We start from the raw sequence: 15,750 nt of genomic DNA, 5'->3' as shown, positions 1-15,750 counted from the left end.
GCACTTTCCAGATGGCTTGGCTGAAGCCGTTTCATAGTCCGTTTTGCGCCAAAGGCAAAGGGTGACGCGTCGTCGCGTCACCGCTCTCGAAAGCTTGTTAGAATGCCTTGCCGATACGGGCGTCGACCGAGTGCCGGTTGCCGCCGCGAATGGCGAAGAAGAGCAGGATCGCGGCCCACAAAAGCGACTTTTCAGCACCCGAATAACCCTGGCCCATGGTCACCCAGTGGAACCAGACGGTCACCAGCAGCACGAACAGGCCGGCAAAAGCGGCCGGACGCGTCAAGAAGCCGATGGCGATGAAAATGCCGCCGAAAAATTCGGTGCAGGCCAGAAGCAACGACCAGAAGGCGCCGGGATAGAAGCCGAGGCCTTCGACCATCTCGGCGGCGCCGAACGGATTGGTGATCTTCTGCGAACCGTGGATGGTGAGAAAGATGCCGGCAACGGTACGCAGCAGGGTTTCGCCGGCATCATGCAGCGACGAATACAGGCGGCCAAGCGCCGGAATGATCAGCTTGCCGTGGGAAGCGTCGGTAGTTGCGGACATCGTGGCTCCTGTTGTTGTGATGATCACCTTGCAAACGCCCGATGGTCCCCATCAAGTCAAGTTAACAAAAGTTAACTTTCATAATCATGTTTATGTGCGCGAGATGAAAAAGCAGAAAACCCCGCCGAAGCGGGGTTTTCCGGGTGAAGCTCATGTCGAAACCAGGGTCCAACGAGGCGGCCTGACCTGAGACGGTATCAGCTGGCGTGAAGCAAGCACGCCCGCCCCAGCCCTGGACGCATCCGACAGAAGACACCGGCCGGGCACCCCAACCCGGACAGTCATGGGTCGCGGCGACGCGCGCGAAGGTTCACGAAGGCGCGGAAAATCGTCGATTTCTTCAGGCCGAATAGCGTTCGGCGAATTCGGAAATACGCTGCACCACAGCCTTGGGCGCGGTGATGCCGCGCGCCTGCGCCTTCTCGGCCGCCTCGGCCCGGGCGCGGCCCGGCACATGCACGCCAAAGCGGCGGCGCAGGCGGTCAAGCTGGTCCTTCATGCGCTGCTCGAAATCCGGGTCGAGCAGCTTGGGCTCGATGGCCAGCACGAACAGGCCGGTTCCGGGGTTGTCCGGCCCACCGGTGAACCATGGCGCGTCGAGCGACCAATTGGCCCCGGAAATCCCCGCCGCCAGCACTTCGACCATCAGCGCGATGTTGGCTCCGCGCTGGCCGCCAAAGGCAAGCATGGCGCCTTTCATGGCCGCTGCCGGATCGGTGGTCGGGTTGCCGCTGGCGTCCAGCGCCCAGCCTTCGGGAATTTTCTTTCCGTCCTCGGCCGCCTTGCGGATGTTGACGAAGGCGGTGGCGCTCGAGGACTGGTCGATGACAAGCGGCGCGCCGTCGGCGGCCGGCGCGGCAAACGACATCGGGTTGGTGCAATAGACCGGCTTGACCGAGCCCGAGCCGGCAAGCACGGCCGGACCGTTGGTGGCGGCGAACGATACCAGTCCCTGTGCCGCCAGCCTTCCGGTGAAATAGCCAAGCGCGCCGCATGTGTAGGCGTTCTTCTGCGAGAAGATGGCAACGCCGAACAGCCTTGCCGCCTTGGCGAGATCGTCGATCGTCCGGTCGAAGCCGGTATGCGCCAGCCCGCCGCGTGCGTCGGACAGATAGACGGCCAGCGCCGGCCTGGTGATCACCGGATCGGCGTTGCCGTCGATGCGGCCGGCCTCGAGGGCCTCGAGATAGTCGATGAAATGCGAAAGCCCGACGGTCGAAAGCCCTTCCGCCTCGGCTGCGATGATGGAGGCCGTGAGCGATTGCGCGGCCTCCTCATTGGCGCCTGCGCCGAGTGCCGCCATCCGGCACAGTCCTCTTGCCTGGTCGAGACTGAGTTGCATCATAGCCGTCCTGGGGTCGCGAGAACTGGTTGACGTGGTCGGGTCCGTGCGTAGCAGCAGATGGGCCGGCGTTTGTGTTGAAAATCGTCCGCAACTGCAAGAAAAGCGGCGGATGTCTCCATCGAGCCGTGCGCGATCGGTGCGCCTCTAGCCGACCTTGACCGGTATCCGCGCTTCGATCCGGCTGAAGGCCAGGACGAGAATGCCGGTGATCGCCATATAGATCAACGCCAGCAGCAGCAAGGGCTCGTAGGTGAGGTAGGTATCCTGTCGCACCTTGGACGAGACGGCGAAGATATCGATCACGCTGATAGTCGCCACCAGCGGTGTCGACTTCAATTGCAGCACGGTCTCACCGGTCAGCGTTGGCAGTGCCCGGTAGAAGGCCTGCGGCAGCCAGACGCGCTGGAAGATCTTCCAGCGGCTCATGCCGAAGGCGCGGGCGGCTTCCAGCTGTCCCTTGGGCACGCCGGCAAAGGCACCGCGCATCACCTCGCCCTCGTAACCGGCGAAGGACAGGGTCAGCGCCAGCACGCCATACGGCCAGGCCTGTCTGAGATAGGGCCACATCCAGGATTCGCGGATCCATGGATATTGCGGGAACAGCGAGCCCAGCCCGTAATAGAGCAGCCACAGTTGCAAGAGCAGCGGTGTGCCGCGGATGATGGTGCAGAAAACCTTCGCCGGCGCCGCAACCCAGATTGAACCGGCGGCCTGCGCCAGCCCGACCGGCACGGCGATCAGGAAGCCGAGCACGCAGGTGACGGCCAGGATCCACAGAGAGCGCCAGATGCCCATCAGGCCCAGTGCCCAATATTGCGGCAGCCAGTCCCAGCGCATGAAAAAGGCGGCTGACAGCACCAGCCCCAGAGCGATCAGGATGAGGACGATGCGGTGCGGCTGCAGCCATAGCGAGGCGCGCGCCGCGGTGTTGATGATGGCGGCCTCGCCCACCATCAGCGTGCATCCTTGATCGAAGGCATGCCGCGCCGCGCCCATTTCTCGGCGCGGCCAAGCAGGAGGTTGGAAAACAGCGTCACCGCGAGATAGAGCACGCCGGCGGCGAGATAGAATATCAGATAGGCCTTGGTGACGCCTGCCGCCTGCCGTGTCGCAAGCGTCAGTTCGAAGAAGCCGACGACGGCCAGCAGGGCGGTGTCCTTGGTCGCGATCAGCCACAGATTGGCGAGACCCGGAATGGCAAAGGGCAGCATTGCAGGCAGCGTGATGCGCCGCAGGAGAAGGCCGGGAGACATGCCGTAGGCACGGGCGGCTTCGATCTGGCCCTGCGGGATGGCGAGAATCGCGCCGCGCATGACTTCCGTCGAGTAGGCGCCCTGGACGAAGCCAAGCACGGCTATGCCGGCCACCAGTCCGTTGATATCGACACGCTGGTAGCCGATCGCGGTGAGCACCTGGTTTATCAGGTCGGTGCCGGCGTAGTAGAGCAACAGGATCAGCACCAGTTCAGGCACGGCGCGCACCACGGTGGTGTAGACCGCAAGCAGGTCGCGCACGACAGGCCCGCCATAGAGCTTGCCATAGGCACCGCAGGTTCCGATGAACAGGCCGACGATCGTGGCGCCGACGGCGATCTCGATCGAATGCAGCAGCCCGAGCATGAGTGTCCCGCCCCAGCCGACGGGCGCGGGCGAGAGGAGTTCGATGATACCGGCCGCCGAGGCCGGAAGAAACGCGTCGATCAGCTTCGCCCCCGGATTGCTGGCGCTATTCGCCGACGTCAGTGGCCGACGGCAAGCATGCGTGGGAAGGGTCGGCCGGAGAGCATGACGCTGGCGTCATGCCCTCCGGCCTGTGCGAGGAGCGTCAGTTCGACTGGGTCGAGCCGCCGTAAATGTCGAAATCGAAGTACTTCTTCGAGATTTCGTCATACTTGCCGTTGGCTCGGATCGCCTTGATGCCGGCGTTGATCTTTTCCTTCAGGGCGGTGTCTTCCTTGCGCACGCCGGCGCCGACGCCGGGTCCGAGCACTTCGTCGTCCGGGGCCACCATGCCCTTCAGGTCGCAGCAGGCCTTGCCCTGGTCGGACTTGAGGAATTCGCCAAGCGCGATGGAGTCTGCCTGCACCGCATCGAGGCGGCCGGCGGCGAGATCCTGGTTGGCTTCGTCCTGGGTCTGGTATTCCTTGATCTCGGAGGCCGTCGCGCCGAAGTGCTTCTTGGCGTAGACGGCGTGCACGGTCGACACCTGGACGCCGACGACCTTGCCCTTGAGGTCATCCGGCGTCGAGCCGAACTTCTGGTCCTTCGGTCCGATGATCGCCGTCGGCGTGTTGTAATACTTGTCCGAGAAGTCGATCGTCTTCTTGCGTTCGTCGGTGATCGACATCGACGAGACGATGAGATCGATCTTCTTGGTGGTCAGCGCCGGAATGATGCCGTCCCAGGCAACCGGCGTGATGACGCAGTCGAGTTTCTCCTCGGCGCAGACGGCATCGATGAAGTCGATCTCCCAGCCGACCCATTTGCCCGAAGCATCCGGCGAGGTGAAGGGCGGATAGGGCTCGGCGGCGACGCCGATCTTGACCGGGTCGGCCTTGGCCACGCCCATGGCGGCGACGCCGAGCAGCAGTGCCGCGGCGAATGTCTTCAGAACAGTCTTCATTTCGTGACTCCCAGTTTGTTGTTGGTTCCCGGTTTTCTTCCGTCCCGGCCTGTCCCTAGCCGATGTTGCGGATGAACTGCTTGAGCCTTTCGGATTTCGGCGCGCCGAAGATCTGTTCCGGCGGGCCTTCTTCCTCGACCAGCCCGTTGTAGAGATAGACGACATGGGTCGCGACCTCGCGGGCGAATTTCATCTCGTGGGTGACCAGCACCATGGTGCGGCCCTCGCGCGCCAGGTCGCCGATCACCTTCAGCACCTCGCCGACCAGTTCGGGGTCGAGCGCCGAGGTCGGCTCGTCGAACAGCATGACGCGCGGATTGATGGCCAAGGCGCGCGCGATGGCGGCGCGCTGCTGCTGGCCGCCCGACAGATAGGCGGGATAGACGTCGCGCTTTTCGGCAAGTCCGACGCGTGCCAGCAGCTTTTCGGCCTGGGCGATCGCCTCGTCGCGCCTGACGCCAAGCACATGCACCGGAACCTCGATGACGTTTTCGATCAGCGTCATGTGGCTCCACAGATTGAAATTCTGGAACACCATGCCGAGCTTGGAGCGGATGCGCTCGATCTGCTTGCGGTCGGCCGGAACGGTGTGGCCGTGGCTGTCCGCCTTCAGCTTGATCTCCTCGCCATTGACGCGGATGATGCCGCTGGTCGGATTTTCGAGGCAGTTGATGCAGCGCAGCAGCGTCGATTTGCCCGAGCCTGAGCCACCGATGATGGCGATCACCTCACCATCGCGTGCCGACAGAGACACGCCCTTCAGCACATGCAGTTCGCCGAATTTCTTGTGCAGGTTTTCGACATGGATGGCTTCGGCGGCGCCGTCCTGCGCCGTTCTTTCGAGGACGGATGCAGCGCCCTGCGCCATCATCCCTTCGACGCTCCGCGGAGCGGTCGAGCCCATCGCTGCTGGATTGTTTTACCCATTACCCATCACTGGACAGAGTTCCCCTTCTCAAGATGGACCGTTCCGCTTGCCTCCGTCAACCATGGTTTTTGGACCATTGATCACGGCTTGCTGTAGTGGTTAGTGGCGGCAGGGATGTTTCGGGAGAATTTAGTGGGCAAAACATACGGTTCGCAGTCCATGGCAGGACCGCTCAAACGCGTGCTGATGCGGTCCGCGTCGAGTGCCATGCGCCACGCCAAGGCGCGGGAGTGGCACTATGGCCCGGGCTTTGACCCGCAGAAAGCCGCCGCCCAGCATGAACGGCTCACGCAGCTGGTCGCGGCTTCAGGGGCCGAGATCGAATGGCTGACGGACGCCGATGACGGGTTGGCCGATTCCGTCTTCACCCACGACCCTTCGCTGATGACCGATCACGGCGCCGTCATCCTGTCCATGGGCAAGGCACTGCGCCGGCCGGAGCCCGGCCTGCACGAGGCCGCCTACACCAGCATGGGCATTCCGATCCTCGGCCGCATCGAACATCCCGGCCAGGTGGAAGGCGGTGACTGCGTCTGGGTCGATGCCGGCACGCTGGCCATCGGCCGCGGCGTACGCACCAACCAGGACGGCATCCAGCAGCTCGCCAACCTGCTCTCCCCCAAGGGCATCCAGGTCTTTGGCTTCGATCTGCCGCTGTGGCATGGCGAGGAAGCCTGCCTGCATCTGATGTCGGTGATCAGTCCGCTCGCCGACGATCTGGCTTTGGTCTATTCGCCGCTCCTGCCGGCGGCCTTCTACCAGATGCTGCGGGCACGCGGCATCAAGCTGGTCGAGGGCGATGCCGATGAGTTCATGGCCTCCAACGGGCTCAGCCTCAACGTGCTGCCGACCGCGCCGCATCAGGTGATCGCCGTCGCCGGCTTTCCCAAGACGGCGGCGGCCATGGAAGCGGCCGGCTGCACGGTTTCCACCTTCGAGGCGGATGCGCTGTGCATCGCTTGCGAGGGCGGTCCGACCTGCCTGACACGTCCGGTGCTGCGCCAATGACGACCACCAAGACGATCACGGGGCCGACCATCGGCGAAGCCCTCATCACGCTGCTCGAAGCACATGGCGTCGACACTGTCTTCGGCATTCCGGGCGTCCACACGGTCGAGCTCTACCGTGGCCTGGCGCGCTCGAAAATCCGCCATGTCACACCGCGCCACGAACAGGGCGCCGGTTTCATGGCCGACGGCTATGCCCGCGCCAGCGGCAGGCCGGGTGTCGCCTTCGTCATCACCGGACCGGGGCTGACCAACACCATCACCGCCATGGGCCAGGCGCGAGCCGATTCGGTGCCGATGCTGGTCATCTCGGGTGTCAACGCCACGCCGACGCTGGGCAAGGGGCTTGGCTTCCTGCATGAGTTGCCGGATCAGCGCGGCATGATGGAAAAGGTGGCGCTGTTGTCGCGGCGTGTCGCCGAGGCCAGTGAGTTGCCCGGGGCATTGGCACAGGCCTTTGCCCTGTTCTCGTCCTCGCGGCCGGGCCCGGTGCATATCGAGATCCCGACCGATGTCATGGTCAAGCCGGCTGACAATATCACGGCACTGCTGAGCAATGCGGCACCGCCGGCGCCGGACGGCGCGGCAATTGCCGGTGCAGCCAAACTCATCGCCGCCGCGCACCGCCCGCTGATCCTGGCCGGCGGCGGCGCCAAGGGTGCCGAAACGCCATTGCGGCGCCTTGCCGAGAAACTGGGTGCGCCGGTCGTCGAGACCACCAATGCGCGGGGTCTGTTGCACCACCACCCGCTCTGCGTGCCGGCAAGCCCCAGCCTGAAGGCGGTCCGCGCGCTGATGGCCGAGGCCGATCTGGTGATTGCCGCTGGCACTGAATTCGGCCCGACCGATTATGACGGCTACGGTGATGGCGGCTTCGTTCTGCCTTCCAACCTGATCCGCATCGACATCGGCGCCGACCAGCTCGCGCGCCGCCCGGTGACGATCGGCATCCAGGCCGACTGCGCCGAGGCGATCGAGGCCTTGCTTGCCGTGATCGGCTCCGCTTATCCTGCGGCGCCAGACGGCGAGGCACGCGCCGCCACGGCACGAAAGGCGGCGTTCGCCGAGCTCAGCCCGGCCTATGTGGCGCAGGTGCGTGCGGTGGAGATGATCCGTGACGCATTGCCGGGCGCCATTGTCGTCGGCGATTCGACGCAGCCGGTCTATGCCGCCAACCTTTATTACGACCACGACCGGCCAGGCGGCTGGTTCAATGCCGCCACCGGCTTCGGCGCGCTTGGTTACGGCCCACCGGCCGCGATCGGCGCGGCACTAGCCGTGCCCGATGCACCGGTTGTCTGCCTGACCGGAGACGGTGGTTTCCAGTTCACGCTGCCCGAACTTGGCGCGGCGCTCGATGCCCAGGCCCCGGTTATCTTCGTGGTCTGGAACAACAGGGGCTATCGCGAGATCGAGACCTCGATGCTCGATGTCGGTGTCGAACCTGTGGGGGTCTCGCCGGCGCCGCCGGATTTCTGCAAGCTGGCCGAAGCCTATGGCATCGGTGCCGAGCGGCTGGCCGATATCGGCGCCTTGCCGCAGGCGCTGAGGCGGGCCCGGGCGACAGGGTTGCCGCGTGTCATCGAAATCACGGTCGATTGAGCGCCAAGGCCGGCGTTGATTTTTCAACCTGTATCGGCCATTCGCCGGCTTGCCTATCGCACGGCGCGAGCCGCGGGGCCGGCAAATCGCGGTGGCCGGCGAACTGACGCATGCAAAGACGCAACAACTGCCATGTCGAGATATCAGTTGAGTGATTGCCCGAAAGGCGCGACGCTTCGCGTCGGCGCGGCGCAACAAGCGAAATAACCATAAGAATACGACAGGAGCGATCCAGGATGACGGAAACACTTCAAGGCAGGCATATCGTCGTGACCGGTGGAACCGGCGCGCTCGGCGGCGCGGTGGTTGGCCGGCTGCTGGAGCAGGGCGCGATCTGCCATGTGCCGAACGCACATGCCGCGGCACCTCACCATTTTCCATTCGCCGCGCACGAGAACGTCAAGCTGGCGCACAATGTCGACCTGTCGGATTCCGCCAAGGTTGAAGGCTTCTATACCCAGGTTCCCGCCTTGTGGGGATCGATCCATCTCGCCGGCGGTTTCGCCATGGCGCCGGTGGAAAAGATCGAATCGGCGTCCTTTGCCGAGATGATGGACACCAACGCCCGCACCACCTTCCTGTGCAGCCGCGCGGCTATCCGTTCGATGCTGGCTTCGGGCACATCAGGCCGCATCGTCAATGTCACCGCGCGCGCCGGGCTTGACCCCAGGCGCGGCGCCGGCATGGTCGCCTACACGGCCAGCAAGGCGGCGGTCGCGGCCATGACGGTGGCGATGGCCGAAGAGCTCAAGGCCAAGGGCATCCTGGTCAATGCCGTGGCGCCGTCGACGCTCGACACGCCGGCAAACCGCGCCGACATGCCGGATGCCGATTTCACCAAATGGGTCAGCCTCGAAGCGGCTGCCGAGGCCATCGCCTATCTCGCCTCGCCCGCCAACCAGGCGATGAGCGGAACGCTGGTGCCGCTCTACGGTCGGGCGTAGCTCCGCTATCGAACGACCTGGCTCTCGCCAAAGAAAAACCCCGCCGGATCGCTCCGGCGGGGTTTTTTCTTTGGGTGGAAGAAGAGGCTTAGTTGCCCTGCTTCTTCAGCGCGGCACCCAGGATATCGCCCAGCGAAGCGCCGGAATCGGTCGAGCCGTACTGGGCGACCGCTTCCTTCTCTTCGGCGATTTCCAGCGCCTTGATCGAGACCTGCAGCTTGCGGGTCTTCTTGTCGAAGGCGATGACGCGGGCATCGACCTTCTGGCCGACGGTGAAGCGCTCGGGGCGCTGCTCGTCGCGGTCGCGGCTCAGGTCCGAGCGCTTGATGAAGGTCTCGATGCCGCTGTCGACCAGCCGCACTTCCAGCCCGCCATCCTTGACGCCGATGACCTCACAGGTGACGACGGCGTTCTTGCGCAGTTCGCCTGAAGTCGCCGCTTCGCCGACCGTGTCGCGGGCCAGCTGCTTGATACCGAGCGAGATGCGCTCCTTCTCGATGTCGACGTCGAGCACCTGCGCCTTGACGATGTCACCGCGATTGTACTCTTCGATGACCTGCTCGCCCGGACGGGTCCAGTCGAGGTCGGAGAGGTGCACCATGCCGTCCACGTCGCCTTCCAGGCCGATGAACAGGCCGAACTCGGTCTTGTTCTTGACCTCGCCCTCGACCTGGCTGCCGACAGGATGGTTGCGCGCGAAGGCTTCCCACGGATTCTCAAGCGTCTGCTTGAGGCCGAGCGAGATGCGGCGCTTGGCCGGATCGACCTCGAGCACCACCACGTCGACTTCCTGCGTCGTCGACAGGATCTTGCCGGGATGCACGTTCTTCTTCGTCCACGACATTTCCGAAACGTGGATGAGGCCTTCGATGCCCGGCTCCAGCTCGACGAACGCGCCGTAGTCGGTGATGTTGGTGACGGTGCCCTTGATCTTCTTGCCGATCGGGAACTTCGTGCCGATCTCGGACCACGGATCGCTCTCGAGCTGCTTCATGCCGAGCGAGATACGGTGGGTTTCCTGGTTGATGCGGATGATCTGCACCTTGACCGTCTGGCCGATGTTGAGGATTTCGGTCGGATGGTTGACGCGGCGCCATGCCATGTCGGTGACATGCAGCAGGCCGTCGATGCCGCCGAGGTCGACGAACGCACCGTAGTCGGTGATGTTCTTGACGACGCCTTCAACAACCTGGCCCTCTTCGAGATTCTGCACGATTTCCGAACGCTGTTCGGCGCGGCTTTCCTCGAGTACGGTGCGGCGCGACACCACGATGTTGCCGCGGCGGCGATCCATCTTGAGGATCTCGAAGGGCTGCGGGTTGTGCATCAGCGGGGAGACGTCGCGGATCGGGCGGATATCGACCTGGCTGCGCGGCAGGAAGGCCACGGCGCCGTCGAGGTCGACGGTGAAGCCGCCCTTGACCTGGTTGAAGATGACGCCTTCGACGCGCTCACCCTTGGTGAACTTCTCTTCGAGGCGGACCCAGCTCTCTTCGCGGCGGGCCTTCTCACGCGAAAGCATCGCTTCGCCAAGCGCGTTCTCGATGCGCTCGACATAGACTTCGACGGTGTCACCGACCTTGAGGGTGGTGTCCTTGCCCTTGACGCCGAATTCCTTCAGCGGCACGCGGCCTTCGACCTTGAGGCCGACGTCGATGATGGCCATGTCCTTTTCGATCGCGGTGATCGTGCCCTTGACGACCTGACCTTCACCGGAATGGCCGGTGGTGAATGATTCTTCGAGCAGGCTCGCGAAATCGTCGCGAGTGGGATTTGCAGCTGACATTGTTTCTCCTGGAGTGCCCCGCATCTCTGAGCGGGACGGCGCCGTGGGTTAGCGTTGCGTTGGCCTGCCGGCGTTCCGGGCTTTAAAAAGCCCTGGGCCGCTTTGAAGCGGCAATTCCGGCGCATGAAGAATGCTGGCAGGCTGGTTCGTGCCCGATATGGGTATTTTCTTCGCTTCCGGCAACGGAAACAGCATGAAAACCCGGATCAGGCCTTGTTTCTCTTGGCCAGCACGTCGTCGATGACAGCCATGGCCGCGAGAAACGCGGCTTCTATAGCCATTTCGCTGGTATCAAGCAAGTGCGCGTCTGCGGCCGGCTTCAAGGGCGAGTCGGCGCGGCCCATGTCGCGCTCGTCGCGGCGCACGATGTCGGCGAGGATTTCGGCGAAATTGGCGGTACCGCCGATGCTTTCGATCTCGGCCAGCCGGCGTCGTGCCCGCACTTCGGCGCTCGCCGTCACATAGAGTTTGATGTCGGCGTCGGGGCAGACGACCGTGCCGATGTCGCGCCCGTCCAGCACCGCGCCTGGCGGCGTCTTGGCGAACGCGCGCTGCTTCTCGACGAGGATGCGCCGCACCGTCGGGAACACCGCGACCTTCGAGGCCGCCTCGCCAACGGCATGCGCTGACAGCACCGCGCGGTCGAGCTTTGCCAGGTCGACCTGGCGGGCGGCGGTTTCGGCCGCCGAGACATTGTCGAGCGGCAGCGCGTGCTGGATCAGCGCATAGGCGACCGCGCGATAGGTGAGGCCGGTGTCGAGCAGGTTCAGCCGGTAGTGGTCGGCGAGCCGCCGGGCCAGCGTGCCCTTGCCGGCGCCGGCGGGACCGTCGATGGCTATGGTGAAACCGGGTCTTTCGGCAATGGCTATCATGCAAATGCTTGAAGCGGAGGCGCGGCGTTAAATCAAGGATGAAATCGGCAGGCCGGAAGAAGTCTCCGATGATTCCGACGATCAAGACTTCTCTGGACCTGTTGCAGACTTCCTGCGCTGGCGCTCCGTCGAAAACGCTTGGAACAGCACAGACGAAAGAATGGCAAAAATTAGCATGGCGACGGTATCGGTCGGGCTTAGATGATCGTCGAATTTCAGAAATCTTGCGGCTATGACGGCTATGGAAACAACGGACATGCAGCCCCAAAACCACTTGCCCAGCAACACGTGGCGGTCGCTGCTGGAGCGCCACAAAGTTCTAAAGATCATCGCGCGAGGAATACGAGCTGGCAACTCGGGCTCTGAAGTGGCCTGGTCCAATATCTTGCCAACCCGTATTGTCGTCGTGATGATAGCGTAGGCGCTAAGAGCGATTGCAATCACGCCAACTGCTATGGAGGCTGCCAGGGGCAGCTGATCGTTGATGAGGATGAAAATGATAATGCCGCCAAGGGCCAGAAAAATGTACGGCAATACGAGACGTATGCCGTTGAGGCGTTGAATCTCTTCGAGCTGCTCTCGAGTCAAGATTGCGGCGGGCTTTTGTAGCCCGCGTGAATATGCAAATCGACCGTCTGTTAGCTCCTTAACAGCGGTGACTCTTCCATTGACTACAAACAATCTGCGCCACCATGAAATATCCTGAATCAATCAGAAAAATAGGGCCTGCTGATCAATACTTCCTTTATGCCAAACCCAATTCAGTCTTGATCACCCGATCTCCGCGCCGAGCTCCGTCATCAGGCCCATGAACTCCGGGAAACTCGTCGCGATCATGGCCTGGTCGTCGATGGTGACAGGCTTTTCCGTCGCCAGTCCCATGACCAGAAAGCTCATGGCGATGCGGTGGTCGAGATGGGTTTGCACCGTCGTGTCCAGGCCGTTGGGATGGCCGCCCAGGCCCTTGCCGCCCGGCTTGCCGCGCACGGCAAGCGAAGCCTCGCCCTCGGTGCAGTCGACGCCGTTGAGCTTCAGCCCGTTGGCGACGGCCGACAGCCGGTCGGATTCCTTCACCCGCAGCTCTTCCAGGCCCTGCATCAGCGTCTCGCCTTCGGCGAAGCTCGCGGCAACGGCCAGCACCGGGTACTCGTCGATCATCGACGGTGCCCGCTCCGGCGGGACGGCGACGCCCTTCAATTCGGAATAACGCACGCGCAGGTCGGCGACATCCTCGCCCCCGGCATTGCGCGGGTTGAGGATGTCGATCTTGCCGCCCATTTCCTGCAGCGTCAGAAGCAGGCCGGTCCGGGTCGGGTTCATCAGCACGTTTTCGATTGTTATGTCGGAACCCGGCACGATGAGTGCCGCGACCAGCGGGAAGCCGGCCGAGGACGGGTCGCCGGGCACAGCGATCGTCTGGCCCGTCAGCTTGCCCTGACCCTCGATGAAGATGTGGCGCACGCCGCGCTCGTCGGTCTCGACCGACAGGTTGGCGCCGAACCCCTTCAGCATCTTTTCGGTGTGGTCGCGCGTCATCACCGGTTCGATCACCGTGGTGATGCCTGGCGTATTGAGGCCGGCGAGCAGCACGGCCGACTTCACCTGCGCCGAGGCCATCGGCACGCGGTAGGTGATGGGTGCGGCGTGCTTGGGACCATGCAGCGTGATCGGCATGCGGTCGCCCGGCGTCGCCTTCAGCACCTGCACGCCCATCTGGCGCAGGGGCTCGAGCACGCGACCCATCGGCCGGCCGGACAGCGAGGCGTCGCCTATGAAGGTGGTTTCCATGTCGTAAGTGCCGACCAGGCCCATGGTCAGCCGTGAGCCGGTGCCGGCATTGCCGAAGTCGAGCGGGCCTTCCGGCTGCAGGAGCGCGCCATTGCCGGTGCCGCGGATCACCCACTCGGCGCCGCGCTTCTCGATATGCGCGCCCATCGCCTTCATGGCCGCGCCCGTGCGCATCACGTCCTCGCCCTCCAGCAGGCCGGTGATGCGGGTTTCGCCGGAGGCGAGACCGCCGAACATGAAGGAGCGGTGCGATATCGACTTGTCGCCCGGCACGCGTGCCGTGCCGGAAAGGGCTTGAGATTTGCGGGCGGTGGCCGGCTTGGCAGCGGCGGCGTGAGACATGGAATTTCCCTGGACGGAATGCCGGCGGGCCGGCGCTTTTCATTTGTTGCGGCGGTCTCGTATCACGGCGGGGCGAAATGGTCATCCCCATGGTCGTCACTTGCCGCGAGGCCTTTTACTGCTTGGTTTTGTGACGCCGGCTTTTGGCTTTGACAGCGCCGCAAACAGTGGTTAAGGGGACCACTCTTTTATTCACGAGGCTTGCCGTGGCAAAAACCGAACTTGGCACAAAGCGTATCGACCCCGAAACGGGTCGAAAATTCTACGACCTGAACAAGGACCCGATCGTCTCGCCCTACACCGGGAAGACCTATCCACGTTCCTATTTCGAGGAAGGCAAGATCGCCGCCCTCGAGGAGGAAGAGGAAGTGGCCGAGAAGGAAGTGGACGCCGAGGACGAAGAGGGCGTTGAAGTCGTCTCGCTCGAAGAGGCCGACGAGGACGTCAAGGGCGACGACCTGCCGGATCTCGGCGACGACGAGGACGTTGATCTCGGCGACGACGAGGACGACACCTTCCTCGCCGACGAAGAGGAAGAAGACGACGACGTTGCCGACATGATCGGCGTCGGCGACGACGACGACGAGGTCTGATCGACCCGAGAGACAAGCGTTTGCAGGCTTTCTTGGCCTGTGAACAAAAAGCCGGCATTGAAGGCTTGATATCTGGGAAAGGCGGGGTTAGAAGCCGCCTGCACTAACGGCGCGGTGTTCCAACCCGCGCTGATCTCTTCGCCGGAAACGGCGCCGGTTGACTGCCGGAAGTGGGGCCATAGCTCAGTTGGGAGAGCGCTTGAATGGCATTCAAGAGGTCGTCGGTTCGATTCCGATTGGCTCCACCAAACAGTCTCTCAGCCAACCATAAACGATGAATGGGCGCCACGGCCCTGTTCACGCTCGCCCCGGGCAGTCCGGAACAAGCTCGCTCGCCAGAGGGGTGCGCCGACAATCCAGGGCGGCACCGCCTAACTGTCGCGCCGACTCCCAAACAGGGCTCGCCGTCTGTTGCCCATTTCGGCGATAAGATCGATAACCACGCCTCGCTCCGGGCTCTCCTCGGCGTGCTTCTCGGCTTCGGTCAGATTCTCGGCATCGCGGCCGCCGTGCCCGACGGCGCGCTCGAAATCGTGTCGAGGCAGGCACCGGCCATCAACCTGCCGGCCGGCGGCTGACGCCGCCAGGTGCCGCGCGGAAGTTCTACTCGATCAGTAGGTCGTGCGTCCACCCGACAGATCGAAGGTCGAGGCCGTGGTGAAGCTGTTTTCCTTCGAGACGAGCCAGGCGACCATGGCGGCGGCCTCGTCGACCTCCAGCAGGCGGCCGCGCGGAATGCGCGAACGCATATATTCGATGTGCTCGGCCGTCAGTTGCTCGAGGATGCGCGTCTGCGCCGTCGCCGGCGAGATGCAGTTGACCGCGATGTCGTACTGCGCCAGCTCCTTGCCAAGCGACTTGGTCATGCCGATGACCGCGGCTTTCGAGGCCGAATAGGCGGCGGCATTGGGATTGCCTTCCTTGCCGGCGACCGAGGCGATGTTGACGATACGCCCGTAATTGCGCTCCTTCATCCCGGGAACCACGGCGCGGTTGACGTAGAAGGTGCCGTTGACGTTGATGTCGATGACCTTCTTCCAGACATCGATGTCGTAGCTGTCGAGCGGCGCGGCCGGGCCGGCAATGCCCGCCGAGTTGACCAGGATGGAGATCTTGTTGGCGATCTCCTCCGTTCGGGCGCGGGCGGCGTCCACCGCTTCCCAACTGGCTATGTCGACGGCCAGCGTCGTGGCGGCCTTGCCGAGCTCCCGCTTGGCCGCATCGAGACGTGCTTCGTCGATGTCCCACAAGGTGACCGTCGCGCCGGAGGCGACAAAACGCTTGGCCATCGCGAAGCCGAGGCCTTGCGCGCCGCCAGTGACGACGGCGTGCTGGCCGTCAAGATCGATCCTGTTCATGTCGAGCGGTTCT

The 15,750-nt window shown here is 63.7% G+C and carries 16 protein-coding genes and 1 tRNA gene; 6 read left to right on the top strand and 11 right to left on the bottom strand.

Going from position 1 to position 15,750, the window contains the following annotated elements:
* Positions 1–97 precede the first annotated feature (97 nt).
* The 6 genes from EB230_RS01635 to EB230_RS01610 form a co-directional block, all read right to left on the bottom strand.
* Positions 98–550 (bottom strand): DoxX family protein, encoded by a 453-nt coding sequence (locus tag EB230_RS01635; protein ID WP_056569257.1) that lies wholly within the window; start codon positions 548–550, stop codon positions 98–100.
* 340 nt (positions 551–890) lie between these two features.
* Positions 891–1,892 carry an Ldh family oxidoreductase gene (locus EB230_RS01630; protein WP_056570348.1) on the bottom strand — a complete coding sequence of 334 codons (1,002 nt, stop codon included), beginning with the start codon at positions 1,890–1,892 and terminating at the stop codon, positions 891–893.
* Positions 1,893–2,039: 147 nt separating this feature from the next.
* Positions 2,040–2,849, bottom strand: a complete 810-nt coding sequence (locus tag EB230_RS01625; protein ID WP_056570350.1) for an ABC transporter permease — start codon at positions 2,847–2,849, stop codon at positions 2,040–2,042.
* A complete protein-coding gene (locus EB230_RS01620; protein WP_056569260.1) occupies positions 2,849–3,514 on the bottom strand; it encodes an ABC transporter permease in 666 nt (221 codons plus the stop codon). The genes EB230_RS01625 and EB230_RS01620 overlap by 1 nt, the downstream gene beginning before the upstream one ends.
* A gap of 205 nt (positions 3,515–3,719) precedes the next feature.
* Complete coding sequence (locus EB230_RS01615; protein ID WP_056569263.1) at positions 3,720–4,517, bottom strand: transporter substrate-binding domain-containing protein; 798 nt, start codon at positions 4,515–4,517, stop codon at positions 3,720–3,722.
* A 55-nt stretch (positions 4,518–4,572) separates the two neighbouring features.
* Positions 4,573–5,385 (bottom strand): ABC transporter ATP-binding protein, encoded by an 813-nt coding sequence (locus EB230_RS01610; protein WP_056570352.1) that lies wholly within the window; start codon positions 5,383–5,385, stop codon positions 4,573–4,575.
* Between the two features lie 219 nt (positions 5,386–5,604).
* Here EB230_RS01610 and EB230_RS01605 point away from each other — a divergent pair, with 219 nt between their 5' ends.
* From EB230_RS01605 to EB230_RS01595, 3 genes are all read left to right on the top strand, one after another.
* Positions 5,605–6,453, top strand: coding sequence for an arginine deiminase family protein (locus tag EB230_RS01605; RefSeq protein ID WP_056569266.1), 849 nt, complete (start codon positions 5,605–5,607; stop codon positions 6,451–6,453).
* Positions 6,450–8,054, top strand: a complete 1,605-nt coding sequence (locus EB230_RS01600) for a 5-guanidino-2-oxopentanoate decarboxylase (protein ID WP_172371122.1) — start codon at positions 6,450–6,452, stop codon at positions 8,052–8,054. Before EB230_RS01605 ends, EB230_RS01600 begins: the two co-directional genes overlap by 4 nt.
* A gap of 236 nt (positions 8,055–8,290) precedes the next feature.
* Positions 8,291–8,998 (top strand): SDR family NAD(P)-dependent oxidoreductase, encoded by a 708-nt coding sequence (locus tag EB230_RS01595; RefSeq protein WP_056569271.1) that lies wholly within the window; start codon positions 8,291–8,293, stop codon positions 8,996–8,998.
* A gap of 88 nt (positions 8,999–9,086) precedes the next feature.
* Here the strand turns inward: EB230_RS01595 and rpsA are convergent, their stop codons facing one another.
* The 4 genes from rpsA to aroA all read right to left on the bottom strand — a co-directional run bounded on the left by rpsA (position 9,087) and on the right by aroA (position 13,786).
* Positions 9,087–10,784 (bottom strand): 30S ribosomal protein S1, encoded by a 1,698-nt coding sequence (gene rpsA / locus EB230_RS01590; RefSeq protein ID WP_056569274.1) that lies wholly within the window; start codon positions 10,782–10,784, stop codon positions 9,087–9,089.
* A gap of 206 nt (positions 10,785–10,990) precedes the next feature.
* Positions 10,991–11,656 carry a (d)CMP kinase gene (gene cmk, locus EB230_RS01585; RefSeq protein WP_172371120.1) on the bottom strand — a complete coding sequence of 222 codons (666 nt, stop codon included), beginning with the start codon at positions 11,654–11,656 and terminating at the stop codon, positions 10,991–10,993.
* A gap of 81 nt (positions 11,657–11,737) precedes the next feature.
* On the bottom strand, positions 11,738–12,337 hold the full coding sequence (locus tag EB230_RS01580; RefSeq protein WP_172371118.1) for a hypothetical protein: 600 nt from the start codon (positions 12,335–12,337) through the stop codon (positions 11,738–11,740).
* A 90-nt stretch (positions 12,338–12,427) separates the two neighbouring features.
* Positions 12,428–13,786, bottom strand: a complete 1,359-nt coding sequence (gene aroA, locus EB230_RS01575; RefSeq protein WP_172371117.1) for a 3-phosphoshikimate 1-carboxyvinyltransferase — start codon at positions 13,784–13,786, stop codon at positions 12,428–12,430.
* Positions 13,787–13,992: 206 nt separating this feature from the next.
* On the opposite strand from aroA, the gene EB230_RS01570 reads away from it, so the two are divergent.
* From EB230_RS01570 to EB230_RS01560, 3 genes are all read left to right on the top strand, one after another.
* Complete coding sequence (locus EB230_RS01570) at positions 13,993–14,379, top strand: TIGR02300 family protein (protein ID WP_056569283.1); 387 nt, start codon at positions 13,993–13,995, stop codon at positions 14,377–14,379.
* A 172-nt stretch (positions 14,380–14,551) separates the two neighbouring features.
* A tRNA-Ala gene (locus EB230_RS01565) sits at positions 14,552–14,627 on the top strand.
* A 30-nt stretch (positions 14,628–14,657) separates the two neighbouring features.
* Positions 14,658–14,957, top strand: coding sequence for a hypothetical protein (locus EB230_RS01560; RefSeq protein ID WP_155772465.1), 300 nt, complete (start codon positions 14,658–14,660; stop codon positions 14,955–14,957).
* 33 nt (positions 14,958–14,990) lie between these two features.
* Here EB230_RS01560 and EB230_RS01555 read toward each other — a convergent pair whose 3' ends face one another.
* Positions 14,991–15,737, bottom strand: coding sequence for an SDR family NAD(P)-dependent oxidoreductase (locus EB230_RS01555; RefSeq protein WP_056569286.1), 747 nt, complete (start codon positions 15,735–15,737; stop codon positions 14,991–14,993).
* Positions 15,738–15,750 lie beyond the last annotated feature (13 nt).

Origin of the sequence: Mesorhizobium sp. NZP2234 (assembly GCF_013170765.1) — a bacterium.
Taxonomy (GTDB): Bacteria; Pseudomonadota; Alphaproteobacteria; order Rhizobiales; family Rhizobiaceae; genus Mesorhizobium; species Mesorhizobium loti_D.
The sequence above is the reverse complement of the archived record's forward strand: the minus strand, read 5'-3'. Positions and strand labels throughout refer to the sequence as shown.